16 protein-coding genes are annotated in these 17,266 nt (G+C 71.6%); 8 read left to right on the plus strand and 8 right to left on the minus strand.

The annotated features are described in order from the left end of the window. The 3 genes from L0B03_RS04695 to ilvC all read left to right on the plus strand — a co-directional run. A partial coding sequence (locus L0B03_RS04695) for an acetolactate synthase large subunit (RefSeq protein WP_250444477.1) occupies positions 1 to 1,841 on the plus strand: 1,841 nt, incomplete at its 5' end. A gap of 82 nt (positions 1,842 to 1,923) precedes the next feature. Beyond that, complete coding sequence (gene ilvN / locus L0B03_RS04700; RefSeq protein ID WP_208054394.1) at positions 1,924 to 2,448, plus strand: acetolactate synthase small subunit; 525 nt, start codon at positions 1,924 to 1,926, stop codon at positions 2,446 to 2,448. A gap of 46 nt (positions 2,449 to 2,494) precedes the next feature. After that, positions 2,495 to 3,523 carry a ketol-acid reductoisomerase gene (gene ilvC / locus L0B03_RS04705; RefSeq protein WP_250444478.1) on the plus strand — a complete coding sequence of 343 codons (1,029 nt, stop codon included), beginning with the start codon at positions 2,495 to 2,497 and terminating at the stop codon, positions 3,521 to 3,523. 60 nt (positions 3,524 to 3,583) lie between these two features. Here the strand turns inward: ilvC and L0B03_RS04710 are convergent, their stop codons facing one another. Then, positions 3,584 to 4,555 carry a YihY/virulence factor BrkB family protein gene (locus L0B03_RS04710; protein WP_250444479.1) on the minus strand — a complete coding sequence of 324 codons (972 nt, stop codon included), beginning with the start codon at positions 4,553 to 4,555 and terminating at the stop codon, positions 3,584 to 3,586. A gap of 183 nt (positions 4,556 to 4,738) precedes the next feature. On the opposite strand from L0B03_RS04710, the gene L0B03_RS04715 reads away from it, so the two are divergent. From L0B03_RS04715 to cimA, 3 genes are all read left to right on the plus strand, one after another. Then, positions 4,739 to 5,782 carry a 3-isopropylmalate dehydrogenase gene (locus tag L0B03_RS04715; RefSeq protein WP_250444480.1) on the plus strand — a complete coding sequence of 348 codons (1,044 nt, stop codon included), beginning with the start codon at positions 4,739 to 4,741 and terminating at the stop codon, positions 5,780 to 5,782. 83 nt (positions 5,783 to 5,865) lie between these two features. Beyond that, positions 5,866 to 6,972, plus strand: coding sequence for a branched-chain amino acid aminotransferase (locus tag L0B03_RS04720; protein WP_250444481.1), 1,107 nt, complete (start codon positions 5,866 to 5,868; stop codon positions 6,970 to 6,972). 290 nt (positions 6,973 to 7,262) lie between these two features. Next, a complete protein-coding gene (gene cimA, locus L0B03_RS04725) occupies positions 7,263 to 8,864 on the plus strand; it encodes a citramalate synthase (RefSeq protein ID WP_308199999.1) in 1,602 nt (533 codons plus the stop codon). 54 nt (positions 8,865 to 8,918) lie between these two features. On the opposite strand, the gene L0B03_RS04730 is transcribed toward cimA, so the two are convergent. Beyond that, positions 8,919 to 9,989: a glutathione S-transferase family protein gene (locus L0B03_RS04730; RefSeq protein ID WP_250444482.1), complete on the minus strand. Its 1,071-nt coding sequence runs from the start codon at positions 9,987 to 9,989 to the stop codon at positions 8,919 to 8,921. A 176-nt stretch (positions 9,990 to 10,165) separates the two neighbouring features. Between L0B03_RS04730 and L0B03_RS04735 the strand changes: the two genes are divergently transcribed. Then, the gene (locus L0B03_RS04735) at positions 10,166 to 11,215 is read left to right on the plus strand and encodes a biotin/lipoate A/B protein ligase family protein (protein WP_250444490.1); all 1,050 of its coding nucleotides are present in this window, start codon (positions 10,166 to 10,168) and stop codon (positions 11,213 to 11,215) included. A 48-nt stretch (positions 11,216 to 11,263) separates the two neighbouring features. Here L0B03_RS04735 and L0B03_RS04740 read toward each other — a convergent pair whose 3' ends face one another. The 3 genes from L0B03_RS04740 to L0B03_RS04750 form a co-directional block, all read right to left on the minus strand. Continuing rightward, positions 11,264 to 11,458, minus strand: a complete 195-nt coding sequence (locus L0B03_RS04740) for a hypothetical protein (RefSeq protein ID WP_250444483.1) — start codon at positions 11,456 to 11,458, stop codon at positions 11,264 to 11,266. 44 nt (positions 11,459 to 11,502) lie between these two features. Beyond that, entirely contained in the window at positions 11,503 to 11,700 is a 198-nt protein-coding gene (locus L0B03_RS04745; protein WP_250444484.1) for a helix-turn-helix transcriptional regulator, read from the minus strand. A 96-nt stretch (positions 11,701 to 11,796) separates the two neighbouring features. Continuing rightward, positions 11,797 to 12,543, minus strand: coding sequence for a YggS family pyridoxal phosphate-dependent enzyme (locus tag L0B03_RS04750; RefSeq protein WP_250444485.1), 747 nt, complete (start codon positions 12,541 to 12,543; stop codon positions 11,797 to 11,799). A gap of 144 nt (positions 12,544 to 12,687) precedes the next feature. Here L0B03_RS04750 and L0B03_RS04755 point away from each other — a divergent pair, with 144 nt between their 5' ends. After that, complete coding sequence (locus L0B03_RS04755) at positions 12,688 to 13,086, plus strand: YccF domain-containing protein (RefSeq protein WP_208054386.1); 399 nt, start codon at positions 12,688 to 12,690, stop codon at positions 13,084 to 13,086. A gap of 12 nt (positions 13,087 to 13,098) precedes the next feature. On the opposite strand, the gene ybaK is transcribed toward L0B03_RS04755, so the two are convergent. The 3 genes from ybaK to L0B03_RS04770 form a co-directional block, all read right to left on the minus strand. Next, complete coding sequence (gene ybaK / locus L0B03_RS04760) at positions 13,099 to 13,590, minus strand: Cys-tRNA(Pro) deacylase (protein ID WP_250444486.1); 492 nt, start codon at positions 13,588 to 13,590, stop codon at positions 13,099 to 13,101. Between the two features lie 48 nt (positions 13,591 to 13,638). Then, the gene (locus tag L0B03_RS04765; RefSeq protein WP_250444487.1) at positions 13,639 to 16,287 is read right to left on the minus strand and encodes an RNA helicase; all 2,649 of its coding nucleotides are present in this window, start codon (positions 16,285 to 16,287) and stop codon (positions 13,639 to 13,641) included. Between the two features lie 79 nt (positions 16,288 to 16,366). Further along, a partial coding sequence (locus L0B03_RS04770) for a S66 peptidase family protein (RefSeq protein ID WP_250444488.1) occupies positions 16,367 to 17,266 on the minus strand: 900 nt, incomplete at its 5' end.

The following is a 17,266-nucleotide window of genomic DNA, read 5'->3' on the forward strand; positions in this document are numbered from 1 at the left end:
CGGCCGACCGGCCGACACCCCGCCCGCAGGCCGCCCCCGCGGTCACGCCGGCCGACGTCGTCCGGCCGGCCGTCGTGGGCGGGTCCCAGGGCGAGCCGATGACCGGTGCGCAGTCGATCGTGCGCTCCCTCGAGGAGGCTGGCGCACGGAACGTCTTCGGCATCCCCGGCGGTGCGATCCTGCCCACGTACGACCCGCTGATGGACTCGACGAAGTTGCGCCACATCCTCGTGCGGCACGAGCAGGGTGCCGGGCACGCGGCCTCGGGCTACGCCTACACCAGCGGCGAGGTCGGGGTCTGCATGGCGACCTCGGGACCGGGGGCGACCAACCTGGTGACCCCCATCGCCGACGCGAACATGGACTCGGTGCCCATGGTGGCCATCACCGGTCAGGTCGCCGCCCCCATGATCGGCACGGATGCCTTCCAGGAGGCGGACATCGTCGGGATCACGCTGCCGATCACCAAGCACAACTTCCTGGTGACCGACCCGGCCGACATCCCCAAGACCATCGCCCAGGCCTTCCACATCGCCCGGACCGGGCGCCCCGGACCTGTGCTGGTGGACATCGCCAAGTCGGCCATGCAGGCCACGACCTCATTCGCGTGGCCCACCGAGATCGACCTGCCCGGCTACCACCCGGTCACCAAGCCGCACGCCAAGCAGATCCGTGAGGCCGCGCGGCTGCTGGCCACCGCGCGGCGTCCGGTGCTCTACGTCGGTGGTGGCGCGATCCGCTCCGGCGCGAGCGCCGAGCTGCGACGGCTCGTGGATGCCTCGGGTGCCCCCGCGGTGACCACCCTGATGGCCCGCGGCGCCCTGCCCGACTCCCACCCGCAGAACCTCGGGATGCCCGGCATGCACGGCACCGTGCCCGCCGTCGCGGCCCTCCAGAAGGCCGATCTCATCGTGGCCCTGGGCACCCGCTTCGACGACCGCGTCACCGGCAAGCTGTCCTCGTTCGCCCCGAACGCGACGATCGTCCACGCGGACATCGACCCGGCCGAGATCGGCAAGAACCGCCGGGTCGACGTGCCGATCGTGGGGGACCTCAAGGAGGTCATCGCCGACCTGCTGCCCGAGCTCGCCCGCGAGCACGCCCAGCACGGTCAGCCGGACCTCGAGGGCTGGTGGCGTCAGATCGACGACTGGCGCGAGACCTTCCCCCTGGGCTACACCGAGCCCGAGGACGGGCACCTCGCCCCCCAGCACGTCATCCAGCGCATCGGTGAGATGTCCGGACCCGAGGCCGTGTACGTCGCGGGGGTCGGGCAGCACCAGATGTGGGCCGCGCAGTTCATCCGCTACGAGCGTCCCAACGCCTGGCTGAACTCGGGCGGTCTGGGGACGATGGGCTACTCGGTGCCGGCGGCGATGGGGGCCAAGGTGGGCGACCCGAGCCGCACGGTGTGGTCCATCGACGGTGACGGCTGCTTCCAGATGACCAACCAGGAGCTCGCGACCTGCGCGATCAACGAGATCCCGATCAAGGTCGCCGTGGTCAACAACTCCTCCCTCGGCATGGTGCGCCAGTGGCAGACCCTCTTCTACGAGTCGCGCTACTCCAACACCGACCTGCACACGGGGCACGGCACGCGGCGCATCCCGGACTTCGTCAAGCTCGCCGACGCCTACGGCTGCGTGGGCCTGCGCTGCGAGACCAAGGCCGACGTCGACGCGACCATCAAGCGGGCCCTGGAGATCGACGACCAGCCCGTGGTGGTCGACTTCACCGTCTCGCGGGACGCGATGGTCTGGCCCATGGTCGCGGCGGGCGTGAGCAACGACGAGATCCAGTACGCCCGCGGCATCAGCCCGGCGTGGGACCGGGAGGAGTGATGCGCGAGCTCACCCCTCCGCTCCGGTCCGTCCCCGACGCGGCTGCCGTGCCGCAGGCCACCTCCCCGGAAGAAGGTGCAGCATGAGCAGGCACACGCTGTCGGTCCTCGTCGAGAACAAGCCCGGCGTCCTGACCCGCGTCGCGGGACTCTTCGCCCGCCGCTCGTTCAACATCCACTCCCTCGCGGTGGGGCCGACCGAGCACCCCGAGATCTCGCGGATCACCGTCGTGGTCGACGTCGACGAGCTGCCGCTCGAGCAGGTGACCAAGCAGCTCAACAAGCTCATCAACGTGCTCAAGATCGTCGAGCTCGAGCAGGACGCAGCTGTGCAGCGCGAGCTCCTGCTGGTCAAGGTGCGCGCCGACCTCGCCATCCGGTCCCACGTGCTCGAGGTCGTCGAGCTGTTCCGGGCGCGGGTGGTCGACGTCGTGCCCGACGCCGTGACCATCGAGGCGACCGGCGGCCCGGGCAAGCTCGACGCCCTGCTCACGGCCCTCGAGCCCTTCGGCATCCGTGAGATCGTCCAGTCCGGCACCGTGGCCATCGGCCGTGGTGCGCGGTCGATCACCGACCGCGCCCTCGAGCGCGTCAGCCGTTCCGCCTGACCCCCAGACCTCGTACCTACCCCGATCAACCCAAGGAGACACCCCAGTGGCTGAGCTGTTCTACGACGACGATGCCGACCTGTCCATCATCGCCGGCCGCAAGGTCGCGGTCATCGGCTACGGCAGCCAGGGCCACGCGCACGCGCTCAACCTGCGCGACTCGGGGGTCGACGTGCGTGTCGGCCTGCGTGAGGGCTCGGCCTCGCGGGCCAAGGCCGAGGACCAGGGCCTGCCGGTCCTGACTGTCGCCGAGGCCGTCAAGGAGGCCGACGTCGTCGTCATCCTGGCCCCCGACCAGTTCCAGCGGCACATCTACCGCGACGAGATCGAGCCCAACCTCAAGGAGGGCGCGGCCCTCGTCTTCGGCCACGGGTTCAACATCCGGTTCGGCTACATCAAGCCCTCCCCGGCCCACGACGTGCTCATGGTCGCCCCCAAGGGACCGGGCCACCTGGTGCGCCGCGAGTACGAGGCCGGCCGCGGGGTTCCCGTGATCGTCGCCGTCGAGCAGGACGCGAGCGGTGAGGCCTGGGGCCTGGCGCTGTCCTACGCCAAGGCGATCGGTGGCCTGCGGGCCGGGGGCATCAAGACCACCTTCACCGAGGAGACCGAGACCGACCTGTTCGGCGAGCAGGCCGTGCTGTGCGGCGGTGCCTCGCAGCTCGTCCAGTACGGCTTCGAGACCCTCACCGAGGCCGGCTACCAGCCCGAGGTCGCGTACTTCGAGGTGCTGCACGAGCTCAAGCTCATCGTCGACCTCATGGTCGAGGGCGGCATCGCCAAGCAGCGCTGGAGCGTCTCGGACACCGCCGAGTACGGCGACTACGTCTCGGGCCCGCGCGTGATCTCCCCCGAGGTCAAGGAGAACATGAAGGCCGTGCTCGGCGACATCCGGTCGGGTGCCTTCGCCGAGCGGTTCATCGGCGACCAGGACGCCGGTGGCCCCGAGTTCGCCGAGCTGCGCGCCCGGGGCGAGGCCCACCCGATCGAGACCACGGGCCGCGAGCTCCGCAAGATGTTCTCGTGGATGAAGGAGTCCGACTCGGACTACCAGGAGGGCTCGGCCGCGCGCTGACCCCAGCACGACAGGGTGTGGGCGTCGCCCCGCCGCAGGCACGGCCGTGGGTCGTCCGCCTCAGTCCTCGGACTCGGGCGGGCGGCCCACCGCCGTGTCGGCCTTGACCGCTTCCCGCTCGCCGCGCGGACGCTCGTCGCCGATCGTCGAGTCCGCGTCGGTCTGGTGCTCGGCCTCGGCGTTGACCTCGGCGCCGAAGAGCACTGCCATGGCAGACAGCCACATCCACAGCAGGATCACCACGACCCCCGCGAGGGCCCCGTAGGTCTCGGCATAGCTGCCGAGGTAGGTGATGTAGAGCGAGAACCCCGCCGAGGCGGCGAGCCAGATCGCGGTCGCTACCAGCGCACCGACGCTCACCCACGGCACGCGCGCAGACCTGCGCTCCGGGGCGAACCGGTATACGGCCCCGAGGGTCACCGCCAGGACCGCGAGCAGCACGAGCCACCGCCCGACGTTGAGCAGCGGTCGAGGCACGCCGCCCAGGGCGACGACGGCGGGGAAGACGGCCACGAGGGCCATGACCACGACGAACAGCACCATCGCGCCGCCCGTGAACGCCAGGGCCATCGCGCGGCGCTTGATGAAGCCGACGCGCTCCACCTGCTCGTAGGCGGCGTTGACGGCCGAGATGAGGTGCGCGATGCCGAGAGAGGCCGACCACAGCGCGACGAGGACCGCGACCGCCAGGCCGAGCCCCAGGCCCTGCCGGTCGGCTGCGACGAGGGTGTCCAGCTGGTCCTCGACCAGGTCGACACCGACCTGGGGGAGTACGCCGGCGAGGGTCTCGAGGTGGCCGGTGATGTCCTCCGGGTCGCTCACCAGGCCGTAGACCAGGATGGTCGCGATGAGGGACGGGAACAGCGCCAGGAAGCTGAAGAAGGCCACACCGGCGGCCATGAGCGGGACGCGGTCGGTCCCGGAACGGCGCCCGGCGCGGACCGCGATCTGCCACCATCCTCGGGGCGGGATGGTCCAGGGAGAAGCGGCGTGCGCCCCGGGGTGGCGGGTCTCGTCGGCCGTGGCGGGCATGCGACCTCCTGGGCGACGCGAGAGCAGGGTCTGCACAGCAGATCATGCTTGCCGGGCCCCGGCACGCGGTCCCCGGCGGGACCATGGTCGAGGCTCCCGGCGGGTCACCGCCCCGGCTACGACGTTGATCCGACATGCGAGATCGACGTCCCGAACCGTGGGACGAGCGCTAGGATCTCAGCCATGTCGCGCACCGTGAAGCTTGCTGTCGTCGCCGGGGACGGGATCGGGACGGAGGTCGTCGAGCAGGGCCTCAAGGTCCTCGACGTCGCCCTGGCCGGGTCGGACGTCACGGTCGCCACGACCGAGCTCGACCTGGGCGCCCGCCGCTGGCACGCGACGGGGGAGACCCTCACCGACGCCGACCTCGCCACGGTCCGCGAGCACGACGCGATCCTGCTCGGTGCGATCGGCGACCCGGGGGTGCCCTCGGGCGTCCTGGAGCGCGGTCTGCTGCTGCGTCTGCGCTTCGAGCTCGACCACTACGTCAACCTCCGCCCGGCCAAGCTCTTCCCCGGGGTCCGGTCGCCGCTGGCCGAGCCCGGCGAGGTGGACTTCGTGGTCGTCCGGGAGGGCACCGAGGGGCCGTACGTCGGCAACGGCGGTGCGATCCGCGTGGGGACCCCGCACGAGGTCGCGAACGAGGTCAGCGTGAACACCGCCTTCGGCGTCGAGCGCGTGGTCAGGGACGCCTTCGCACGGGCCGCCGCCAGGCCGCGCCAGCACCTGACCCTGGTGCACAAGCACAACGTCCTGGTCCACGCCGGGCACCTGTGGCGCCGCACGGTCGAGGCCGTCAACGCCGAGTTCCCCGACGTCACGACCGACTACCTGCACGTCGACGCGGCGACGATCTTCATGACGACCAAGCCCTCGCGGTTCGACGTGATCGTGACCGACAACCTCTTCGGGGACATCCTCACCGACCAGGCCGCGGCGATCACCGGTGGCATCGGCCTCGCGGCCTCGGGGAACATCAACCCCGACCGCACCGCGCCGTCGATGTTCGAGCCCGTCCACGGCTCGGCCCCGGACATCGCGGGCCAGGGCAAGGCCGACCCCACAGCGACGGTGCTCAGCGTCTCGATGCTCCTCGAGCACCTCGGCCTGGCCGAGGCCGCCACCCGCGTCGAGACCGCCGTCGCGGCCGACCTCGCCGAGCGCGGTGACCGAGTACGGTCGACGGCCGAGGTCGGGACCGAGCTCGCGGCGCGCGTCGCCGGCTGAGCCCACCCGTTCCGCGTCGGCCGTCACCACCGGTACCGTCAGACGACCTCAGGTCGCCGCCTGGTGAAAGGACCACCCGGATCATGAGCACCACCACGACCACCACAGCATCAGACTTCGCCCTGCACGCGAACCCCGCTCCTCGACCTGAGGCCGAGCGGACCGAGCTGCTGGGAGCGCCCACCTTCGGCACGGTCTTCACCGACCACATGGCGAAGGTCACCTGGAGCGCGGACGCGGGCTGGGCCGACCGCCGGGTCGAGCCCTACGGGCCGCTGCTGCTCGACCCTGCCGCGGCCGTGCTGCACTACGGCCAGGAGGTCTTCGAAGGGCTCAAGGCCTACCGTCACGCCGACGGTTCCGTCTGGACGTTCCGCCCTGAGGCCAACGCCCGCAGGTTCGCGGCCTCGGCCCGCCGCCTCGCGCTGCCTGAGCTCGCCGTCGAGGACTTCCTCGGCTCGATCGAGGCCCTCGTCCACGCCGACGTCGCCTGGGTGCCGTCGGGGGAGGAGACATCGCTGTACCTGCGGCCCTTCATGTACGCCTCCGAGACGTTCCTCGGGGTGCGACCCTCGCGTCAGGCCGAGTACGCGGTGATCGCCTCGCCCGTGGGGCCGTACTTCTCCGGCGGGGTCAAGCCCGTCTCGATCTGGGTGGTCCGCGACTACCACCGCGCAGGTCCGGGCGGGACCGGGGCGGCCAAGTGCGGCGGGAACTACGCCGCCAGCCTGCTGCCGCAGCAGGAGGCCCTCGCCCGCGGCTGCGAGCAGGTCTGCTTCCTGGACGCCGCGACCAGCACCGAGCTCGAGGAGCTCGGTGGGATGAACGTCTTCGTGGTGCGCGCCGACGGCAGCGTCTCGACCCCCGAGCTCACCGGCTCGATCCTCGAGGGGGTCACCCGGTCCTCGATCCTCACCCTGCTCAGCGAGGCCGGGCACGAGGTCCGCGAGGAGCGGGTCGCCCTGACCGAGCTGCGCAGCGGCCTCGAGGACGGCTCGGTGACCGAGGTCTTCGCCTGCGGCACGGCCGCGGTGGTGACCCCGATCGGGCGTCTGGCCAGCGAGGACTTCGACCTCATCGTCGGCGGAGGTGCCACGGGACCGGTGACCGCGGCGGTGCGCCAGCAGCTCACCGACATCCAGTACGGCCGGGCTGCCGACCCGCACGGGTGGCTCCACCGCCTGGCCTGAGGTGCGTCGCTTCACCTCAGCGCGACCCTGTGGCATCATGCACGGGTGACCCAGATCACTCTCATCATCGTGTAGCGCGTCCGGCCCACCCGCCTGACGCGCAGACCTCCCGCACCCCGGGGGGTCTTTTTGTTGGTCTGGGCACCACCCCCGCCCGGGCACCGTCCCACCGATCGGCACCACCCCCGCCGCTCGCACCGGGTCGGGGAGACTGGGTCTGCAGGACAGCACTACCGCACAGCCCACGCACCGCCGTCGGCCCGCCGACGGATCGACCGAAGAGAGCTCCCGTGGCCAGCACGACCTTCGACGTCTACGACACCACCCTGCGCGACGGCGCGCAGCAGGAGGGCATGAACCTGTCCGTCGCGGACAAGCTCGCCATCGCCCCCCTGCTCGACGAGCTGGGCGTCGGCTACATCGAGGGTGGGTGGCCCGGGGCCATCCCGAAGGACACCGAGTTCTTCCAGCGTGCGGACAAGGAGCTCGACCTGCGCACCGCGGTGCTCGCGGCCTTCGGAGCGACCCGTAAGCCCGGCGTGAAGGCGGCTGAGGACGTGCAGGTCCGCGCCCTGCTGGACTCCGCGGCCCCCGTGGTGACCCTCGTGGCCAAGAGCGACATCCGGCACGTCGAGAGGGCGCTGCGCACCACCGGCGAGGAGAACCTCGCGATGATCACGGACACGGTCGCGCTCCTGGTGCGGGAGGGGCGCCGGGTGGTGCTCGACGCCGAGCACTTCTTCGACGGCTACCGCTACGACCGCGACTACGCCCTGCGCGCTGCTGAGGCGGCGTTCACGGCGGGGGCCGAGGTCGTGACGCTGTGCGACACCAACGGCGGGATGCTGCCGGACTGGGTCCACCAGATCGTCACGGCCGTGGGGGAGGCCACCGGCGGACGCCTGGGCATGCACGCCCACAACGACTCGGGCTGCGCGGTCGCCAACACCCTCGCCGCGGTGAGCGCGGGGGCCGTCCACGTGCAGGGGACCATCAACGGCTACGGCGAACGCACGGGGAACGCGGACCTGCTCACCGTCGTCGCGAACCTCGAGCTCAAGGAGGGGCGCGAGCTGCTCGCCGGTTCAGGGCTGCGGGACATGACCAGGATCGCCCACGCGATCAGCGAGATCACCAACATCGCCCCCTTCGCCCGCCAGCCCTACGTGGGGGCCAGCGCCTTCGCCCACAAGGCAGGGCTGCACGCGAGCGCGATCAAGGTGGATCCTGACCTCTACCAGCACACCGACCCGCTCGCGGTGGGCAACGACATGCGGATGCTGATCTCGGACATGGCCGGGCGCGCCTCGATCGAGCTCAAGGGCCGCGAGCTGGGCTTCGACCTCGCGGGTCAGGGCGAGGTGCTCTCCCGCGTCACGCACCGCGTCAAGGACGCCGAGGCCCAGGGGTACACCTACGACGCCGCGGACGCCTCCTTCGAGCTGCTGCTGCGCGAGGAGCTCGACGGTGCGCGGCTGGCGTACTTCACGACCGAGAGCTGGCGCGTGATCGTCGAGACCGTGCCCGGGGACCCCACGGACGCCAACGCCGAGGCGACGGTGAAGATGCACGTGGGGGGCGACAGGGTGCTCGCGACAGGAGAGGGGAACGGTCCGGTCAACGCCCTGGACCACGCCCTGCGCAAGGCTCTGCTGCCCACCTACCCCGAGGTCGAGCGCTTCGAGCTGATCGACTTCAAGGTGCGGATCATGGACACCCAGCACGGCACGGACGCCGTGACCCGCGTGCTCGTGGAGACCATGGACACCGGGGCCGAGACGACGTGGAGCACGGTGGGCGTGGGCCCGAACCTCGTCGAGGCCTCGTGGGAGGCCCTGGTCGACTCGATCGTCTACGGTCTGCTGCACGCCGGCGTCGAGCACCGGGGCTGAACCAACCGCATCGGCGCGGCCCGGTGCGGCGCGCGCGGTCCCAGGTCAGGGTGCTCAGGGCAGCGGAGAGTGTCCTGCGGCGACGCGCTCGCCTTCGCGGACCGGCCCGGGGGCCGTCCCGCCGCCGAAGGGCCGGCCGCCGAGCTGGTCACGCCCGTGGGCGGTCATCCACCCGGCCAGGTCTGGCCCCTGGGGGACGATCTGCGTCGGGTTGATGTCGGTGTGCACCACGTAGTAGTGCTCCTTGATCTGGGCGAAGTCGATCGTGTCGCCGAACCCGGGGGTCTGGAACAGGTCGCGGGCGTAGCCCCACAGCGCGGGCATCTCGCTCAGCTTGTTCCGGTTGCACTTGAAGTGCCCGTGGTAGACGGCGTCGAAGCGCACCAGGGTGGTGAACAGCCGCACGTCGGCCTCGGTGATCGCGTCTCCCACCAGGTAGCGCTGCCCGGAGAGGCGGTCTTCGAGCCAGTCCAGGGACTCCCACAGCCGCGCGTAGGCCGTGTCGTAGGCCTCCTGGGATCCGGCGAAGCCGCACCGGTACACGCCGTTGTTGACCTCGCGGAAAACCCGGTCGTTGACCGCGTCGATCTCCTCGCGCAGCCCTTCGGGGTACAGGTCCGGGGCCCCCTCGCGGTGGTGCTCGGTCCACTCGCTCGACAGGTCCAGGGTCATCTGGGCGAAGTCGTTCGTCACGACCGCACCGGTGGTCGTGTCCACGAGCGCCGGGACCGTGATCCCACGCGGGTACTCGGGGTCGCGGGCGAAGTACGCCTGCTGCAGGCGCTCGATGCCCAGCACCGGGTCCTTGCCGTCGGGGTCCAGGTCGAAGGTCCACGACCGCGCGTCGTGGGTGGGCCCGGGGGTTCCCAGGGAGATCGCGTCCTCGAGGCCCAGGAGCCGTCGGACGATGATCGCCCGGTTGGCCCAGGGGCACGCCCGCGCGGCGACCAGCCGGTAGCGCCCGGCCTCGACAGGGAACCCGTCGCTGCCGTCGGCGGTGATGCGGGTCTGGATGTACCGGGTGTCCCGGGTGAACTCCTTGCCCTTGGCCGTGTAGCGGCCGCCCTCCGAGTGCTCGGGGTGCTCAGCGTGCTCGGGGCTCTCGGTCTTCTCCTCGGGTGCCACGACGGTCCTCTCGGTGGTGCGGATGGTGCGGATGGGCGACGGGGTGGTGGTGCGCTCGCCACCTGATTGATACAAACTTCAACTAACACTAGTGGGTCGTGTGCGGGCACGCTAGGCGGGGGTGCAGGATGGCGCGACAGGAACGACCACGACGGCAGCACGACGAAGGGCAGCACATGCGCGGCGAGTACAAGGTTCCCGGGGGCAAGCTGGTGGCCGTCGAGGTCGAGGTGACCGACGGTCGGCTCAGCCGTGTCGCAGTGAGCGGAGACTTCTTCCTCGAGCCCGACGACGCTTTGGAGAGCATCGACGCCGCCCTGCTGGGCATGCCCCAGACCGCCACCGTCGCGCAGCTGACCACCATGGTCGAGAGCGTCCTCGGTGACCACGTGACCATGGTCGGATTCAACCCCGAGGCCGTCGCGATCGCCGTCCGCCGCGCCCTGGGGCATGCGACGCGGTGGGAGGACCACGAGTTCGAGATCGTGCACGAGGGCCCCGAGAGCCCGCTGATGCACATGGCCCTCGACGAGGCCCTGGCTGATGCCGTGGGGTCCGGGACCCGCCGACCGACCCTGCGGATCTGGGAGTGGGGAGCCCCCGCCGTCGTCATCGGGTCCTTCCAGTCCCTGAGCAACGAGGTGGACCCCGCGGGTGCCGACAAGCACGGCATCCAGGTGGTGCGCCGGGTCTCGGGCGGTGGGGCGATGTTCATCGAGCCCGGCAACACCATCACCTACTCGCTGACCGTGCCGGCCTCCCTGGTCGAGGGGCTGAGCTTCGAGCGCTCCTACGCCTTCCTCGACGACTGGGTGCTGGGAGCGCTGGCCGAGCTCGGCATCAGTGCGACCTACGTGCCGCTCAACGACATCGCCTCGCCCGCGGGCAAGATCGCCGGCGCCGCCCAGAAGCGTCTGGCCAGCGGGGCCGTGCTGCATCACGTGACCATGGCCTACGACATCGACGCCAACAAGATGCTCGAGGTGCTGCGCATCGGCCGCGAGAAGCTCTCGGACAAGGGGACCAAGAGCGCCAACAAGCGCGTGGACCCGCTGCGGTCGCAGTCCGGGATGGCGCGCAGCGAGGTCATCGAGGCCTTCAAGGACCACTTCCGCTCGCGCTACGCCACGGTCGAGGGTGGGGTCACCGCTGCTGAGCGCGCCCGCGCCGAGGAGCTCGTCGCGACCAAGTTCGGCACCCCGGAGTGGACGGCCCGGGTGCCGTGAGCGGGGTCGGCTGCGAGTGCGTCGCCGCGGGCCCGGTGGGGCGCGGTCTCAGGACCGGCGGCTGATCACGGCGAAGGTCACGACGAGCGTGGCCATCAACGCCAGGGGCTGCAGCGCGAAGAGCATCTCGGGGTCCGCGCCGAGGAGGAAGGTGAGGCCGGCGGCCGAGGTGAGGAGAACCGCGACCAGCCCCACGACAGCCAGGCTCCGGGTCAGGATGCGGTCGTCTCGCTCGTCCGGCACGCAGGCCCAGCACCCGGGCGGCCCGCCGCCGGGTCGGGGTCAGGTCACGCGTCGTCGGCATGGAAGATCTCCTCGATGGTGAGCCCGAAGAACCGGGCCAGGGCGAAGGCCAGGGGCAGGGACGGGTCGTATCGACCGGTCTCGAGGGAGTTGACCGTCTGGCGGGAGACTCCGAGCTCGGTGCCGAGCGCCGCCTGGGACAGGTTCCGCTCCTCGCGCAGGCGACGGATCTCGTTCCTCATGTGACAAGGGTGCTTGACATCCCGGAGAGATGTCAAGCGTCCTTGTCAACTGGTGTCAGTCGTCCTTGCCATCGGGGGTGCCCAGCTCGAGGGCCGTCAGCCCGCGACGGACCGCTGACCGAAGACCGCGCTGCCCACCCGCACCATCGTCGCGCCCTCGGCGATCGCGAGCTCGAGGTCCCCGCTCATCCCCATCGAGAGCTCGTGGGCCGCGCCGGTGCCCGGCAGGCCCGAGGCGAGCACCTCGTCGCGGAGCCGGGCGAGCCCGGCGAACCCCGCGCGGACCACCGCGTCCTCGTCCGAGTTCGCCCCGATCGTCATCAGCCCCGTCAGTCTCAACCGGGGCAGGACGGCCACTGCGGCGGCCAGGGCGGTGGCCTGCGCGGGGGCGACACCGTACTTGCTCTCCTCGCCCGAGACGTTGACCTGGACCATGACCTCGAGGTCCCGGTCGACGGCCTCGCAGCGACGCGAGAGGCGTTCGGCCAGCTCGAGGCTGTCGACGCTCTGCACGCAGGCCGCCCAGCGCAGGGCGGCGTTGACCTTGTTCGACTGCAGGTGGCCGATGAGGTGGACCGTGGGGGAGAGGTCGGCGAGGCCGGGCCCCTTGGCGACGAGCTCCTGGACCTTGTTCTCCCCGAGCAGCCGGACGCCGGCCTGCACGGCGGCGCGGACGGTCTGGACCGGCTGGGTCTTGGTCGCGAGCATCAGGCGGACGTCCTCGGCCGGTCGGCCCGCATGCTCGGCGGCCTGGCGTACGCGCTCGTGGACGGCCTCGAGGCGACGCACCAGGTCGGTCGCGTCTGGGTCGTGCTGGGCGGTGGGGGTCAGGTCCTCGGGCACAGCGCGACCCTACTGGGCCATCTCTGCGGGGCCACCCGCATGGCCACCTGCGAGGCCATGGGCGGGGCGGGCATCGCCCACCCCGGGCAAGGATCAGGGATCCCCCGGATGCCAGGGGCCGCCAGGCCGCGAGACAGTGGTGGGGTGAACACCCTCCTCAACATCATCTGGCTGGTCTTCGCGGGCTTCTGGCTCGCGGTGGGCTACGTGGCCGCCGGCATCCTGTGCTGCATCCTCATCGTGACCATCCCATTCGGCATCGCCTCCTTCCGCATCGCGAGCTACGTGCTGTGGCCCTTCGGCCGGACGGTGGTCGACCGCCCGACGGCTGGGGCCCTGTCGACCATCGGCAACGTGATCTGGGTGGTCGTCGCCGGGATCTGGCTCGCGATCGGCCACGTGGTCACGGCGGTCCCGCTCTTCGTCTCGATCATCGGCATCCCCATGGGCATCGCGAACCTGAAGCTCATCCCTGTCTCGTTGCTGCCCCTGGGTAAGCAGATCGTCTCCACCGACCGCCCTTTCGCCGGCTACGGCCGCTGATCGACGGGGAGGTCATGACCGCGCGATCGGTGCCGTCCGCGCACCGGTGAGCCGCACGAGGTCGGCGGGCGCCAGCCCGACGTCGAGCCCGCGTCGGCCTGCCGAGACGTAGACCACGGCGAGGCCGGCGGCGGAGTCGTCGACGACCGTCGGCAGGCACGTGCGCTGCCCGAGCGGGGAGATGCCGCCGGCGACGTACCCGGTGGCGCGCTCGGCCGCGTCGACCTCGGCCATGGTGGCCCGCTTGCCGCCGACGGCTGCGGCGAGGGCCTTGAGGTCCAGCCTGCCGGTCACCGGGACCACCGCCACGGTCAACTGGCCGTCGACCGCGGCCACCAGGGTCTTGAGCACCTGCTCAGGGGGAAGGCCGAGGGCCTGGACCGCCTCGAGCCCGTACCCGAGGCCGCTCTCGGCGTGGTGCTCATAGGCGTGGACGGAGTGGGGCACGCCAGCAGCCTCGAGGGCCACCAGGGCCCGGGTACCGCGGGGCTTCTTCTTCGCCACCTCGGCACTGTAGCCAGGCGCCACCGGTGGGCCGAGGAGCGAACCCGGCTAGAGTCGCCCGGCCGCGACCACCGTGAGGGCCACCTCGCCCCGCTCGTCGCTCGCAGCCAGGTCGACGACGGCGTCGATCCGCCAGTCGCGGTCCCGCGCCGGGTCGTCGAGCACCTGCCGGACCTCCCACCGCTCGCCGTCGGTCCCGGGGCGCTCGGTGATCATCAGCAGGCCGGGTCCGCGGGCATCGGGCCCTACGCCGATCTCGTCGTGCTCGTCGAAGTACGGGTCGAGGGCCGCGTGCCACCGGTCGGTGTCCCAGCGCTCGCCGTCGGGGTCGACGTCGCCCAGGTTCCCCAGCTCGGTCCAGCGCTCGCGGGCGGCCAGCTCGACACGGCGGAACAGCGCGTTGCGGACGAGCACCCGGAAGGCGCGCCGGTTGGTCGTGATGGACGGGGGAGCCTCCTCGGCGAGACCGCCGTCGTCCGCGGCGGTGTCCACCGCGTCGGGGTTGCTCAGGCGCTCCCACTCATCGAGCAGGCTCGAGTCGGTGCCGCGGACCAGCTCGCCCAGCCACTCGACGAGGTCCTCGAGGTGCTCGTCGCGTCGCTCCGCCGGGACGGTCTGGCGCAGGGCCCGGTAGGCGTCGGCGAGGTAGCGCAGCAGCACCCCCTCGGTGCGCTCGAGGCCGTAGTACGAGACGTACTCGGTGAAGGTCATCGCGTGCTCGTGCAGGTCTCGGACCACGGACTTGGGGGAGAGCTCGTGGTCGGCGACCCACGGGTTGGCCTGCTTGTAGATCGCGAAGGTGCCCTCGAGCAGCTCGGCCAGCGGCTTGGGGTAGGTGATGTCCTCGAGCGCGGCCATGCGTTCGTCGTAGTCGTAGCCCTCGGCCTTCATCGCGCCGATGGCCTCACCGCGGGCCTTCTTCTCCTGCGCGACCAGCACCTGGCGGGGGTTGTCCAGGGTCGACTCGATGACCGACAGCACATCCAGGGCGTAGGCGGGGGACTCGCGGTCCAGCACGTCCAGGGCCGCGTAGGCGAAGGGAGACAGGGGCTGGTTGAGGGCGAAGTCAGCGGGCATGTCGACCGTGAGCCGCACGGTGCGACCCTGCCCGTCCTCGCGGTCGACCCGTTCGACCACCCCCGCGGTGCGCAGCGACCGGTAGATCCGCACGGCCTGGCGCACGTGCCGGCCGCGCGCGGCCTCCGGTTCGTGGTTCTCGGTGAGCAGGTGGCGCATCGCCTCGACCGGGTCGCTCGCCGGGCCCGACCGCACCGTGCCGTGACGGTCCGGGGCCTGGCGGGCGAGGACGTTCAGCACCATGGCGTGACTCACCGCGAAGCTCGAGGTCAGCGGCTCGGGCGGGGCGTCGCGCAGCCGCTCGAAGGTCTTGTCGGTCCAGTTGACGGCCCCCTCGGGGGCCTTCTTGCGGACGATCTTCTTGAGCTTTTTCGGGTCGTCCCCCGCCTTGGCCAGCAGCTTGCGGTTCTCGATGACGTGGTCGGGGGCCATGACGACCACCTCGCCCACGGTGTCGTAGCCCGCGCGCCCGGCCCGGCCCGCGATCTGGTGGAACTCGCGTGCGCTGAGGTGCCGCATCCGCACGCCGTCGTACTTGACCAGGGAGGTCAGCACGACGGTGCGGATCGGCACGTTGATCCCGACGCCCAGGGTGTCGGTGCCGCAGACCACGGTGAGCAGGCCGCGCTGCGTGAGCCGCTCGACCACTCGCCGGTACTTGGGCAGCATCCCGGCGTGGTGGATCCCGACCCCGTGGCGCAGCAGCCGCGAGAGGGTCTTGCCGAAGCCCGTGCCGAAGCGGAACGCCCCGAGCTCAGCAGCGATCGCGTCCCGCTGCTCGCGTGAGGCCACCGTGGTCGAGAGCAGGGCCTGGGCCCGCTCGACGGCGTCCCGCTGGGTGAAGTGCACCAGGTACACCGGGGCCCGCCGGGTGTGCACCAGGTCCTCGACCACCTCGTGCAGGGGCTCGACGACGTAGCTGAAGGTCAGCGGCACCGGACGCTCGGTGTTCGTCACGGTCGCGACGGCGCGGTTGCTGCGCTTCTCGAGGTCCTCGACGAAGAAGTCGACCTCGCCCAGGGTCGCGGACATCAGCAGGAACTGGGTGCGCGGCAGCTCGAGCAGCGGGACCTGCCAGGCCCACCCGCGCTGGGGGTCGGCGTAGAAGTGGAACTCGTCCATGACGACCTGCCCGACGGCGTCCTCGCCCGGCACGGCCGGGTCGTCCACGTGGTCGGGCTGCTCGGCGGCCCCGTCCCCGGTGCGCAGCGCGATGTTGGCGAGGATCTCGGCCGTGCAGCAGATGATCGGGGCGCCGGGGTTCACCGCGCTGTCCCCGGTCATCATGCCGACGTTCTGCGAGCCGAAGGCCTTGACCAGGTCGAAGAACTTCTCGCTCACCAGGGCCTTGAGCGGCGCGGTGTAGTAGGTCCGTCGGCCCTGGGCCAGCGCGACGAAGTGGGCGGCCACCGCGACGAGGGACTTCCCCGACCCCGTCGGCGTCGAGAGGATCACGTGGGAGCCGGTCACCAGCTCGAGCAGGGCCTCGTCCTGGGCGGGGTAGAGCGTGAGGCCCTGGTCCTCGGCCCAGCCGACGAAGGCCGCGTAGAGGGCGTCCGCGTCCTGGGGGTCGGTCGGGATGCGCTCGGCGAGGGTCAGGGGAGTGCTCGTGGTGGTCATCACCGGCCATCCTCCCAGGTGCGGCCGCGCCTCGTGGGGGGTGAGGTGCGGCCGGACCCCGGACGAGGCGTGGGGCGACTCAGGCGAGGGTCTGGACCAGCGAGGAGCCTCGGGGTGACCAGCGGACCGTCGTCGGGGCGCCGTTGACCAGGGCCAGGTGGGGTGGCACGTGCCCGCAGTCGACCTCGCCGATGATCGGGACGCCGAGCCCGCCCAAGGCGTCGAGGACGGCCTCGCGCTGCGTGAGCCCGGGGGAGTCGGGGGCCGAGGTGCGGGCCACGAGGACTGCCCGGGCGTGGTCGAACCAGCCGGCCAGCCGCATCCCGTGCAGGGACCGCGCGGTGTCGAGGGCCGGCGCCTCGGCCGCCTCGACGTACACGACCAGCCCCTCGGGGGCCTCGCGCTCGGCGAAGCCCGGAACGTCGCCGTACGTGGTGCCCTGCAGGTGGTGGATGGTCTCGAGGCAACCGCCGAGCAGACGGCCGGAGACGGTCACCGGCTCCTCGCCGTCGAGCCGCACCCACGTCCCGGCGGTGTCGAAGGAGTAGCCGGTGACCGTGGGGTCGGCCGCCCAGTCGTCGAAGGCCCCACGTCGGTGGGCCCGCGAAGGCGCCTGGCTGAGCACCGCGCCGCGCGGGGCGGTCACGACGTCGAGCCAGGACATGAGGGGTGCGGGCACCTGGTACGGGGTGTCCATGAGGTTCTGGCCGTGCAGGGTCGCCCACCCCGCGCGCACCGTCAGGGGCAGCAGCAGGGTCGTGGTGTCGGAGAAGCCCACCAGCCAGGTGGGTTCGGCCGCCGCGATGCTCTCCCAGTCCAGGTGCGGCAGCAGGTCGATCGCGAGCTGCCCGCCCCAGGGCGGCACGACGGCGCGGACCGCGGGGTCGGTGAGCATCGCCGTCAGCTCGGCCGCGCGCTCGGCGGCCGGTGCGCTGACCACCCCGGCGTCGTCGAGGCAGTCGCCGAGCAGCACCTCGAA

The organism is Actinotalea sp. C106, assembly GCF_023630195.1.
GTDB lineage: Bacteria > Actinomycetota > Actinomycetes > Actinomycetales > Cellulomonadaceae > Actinotalea.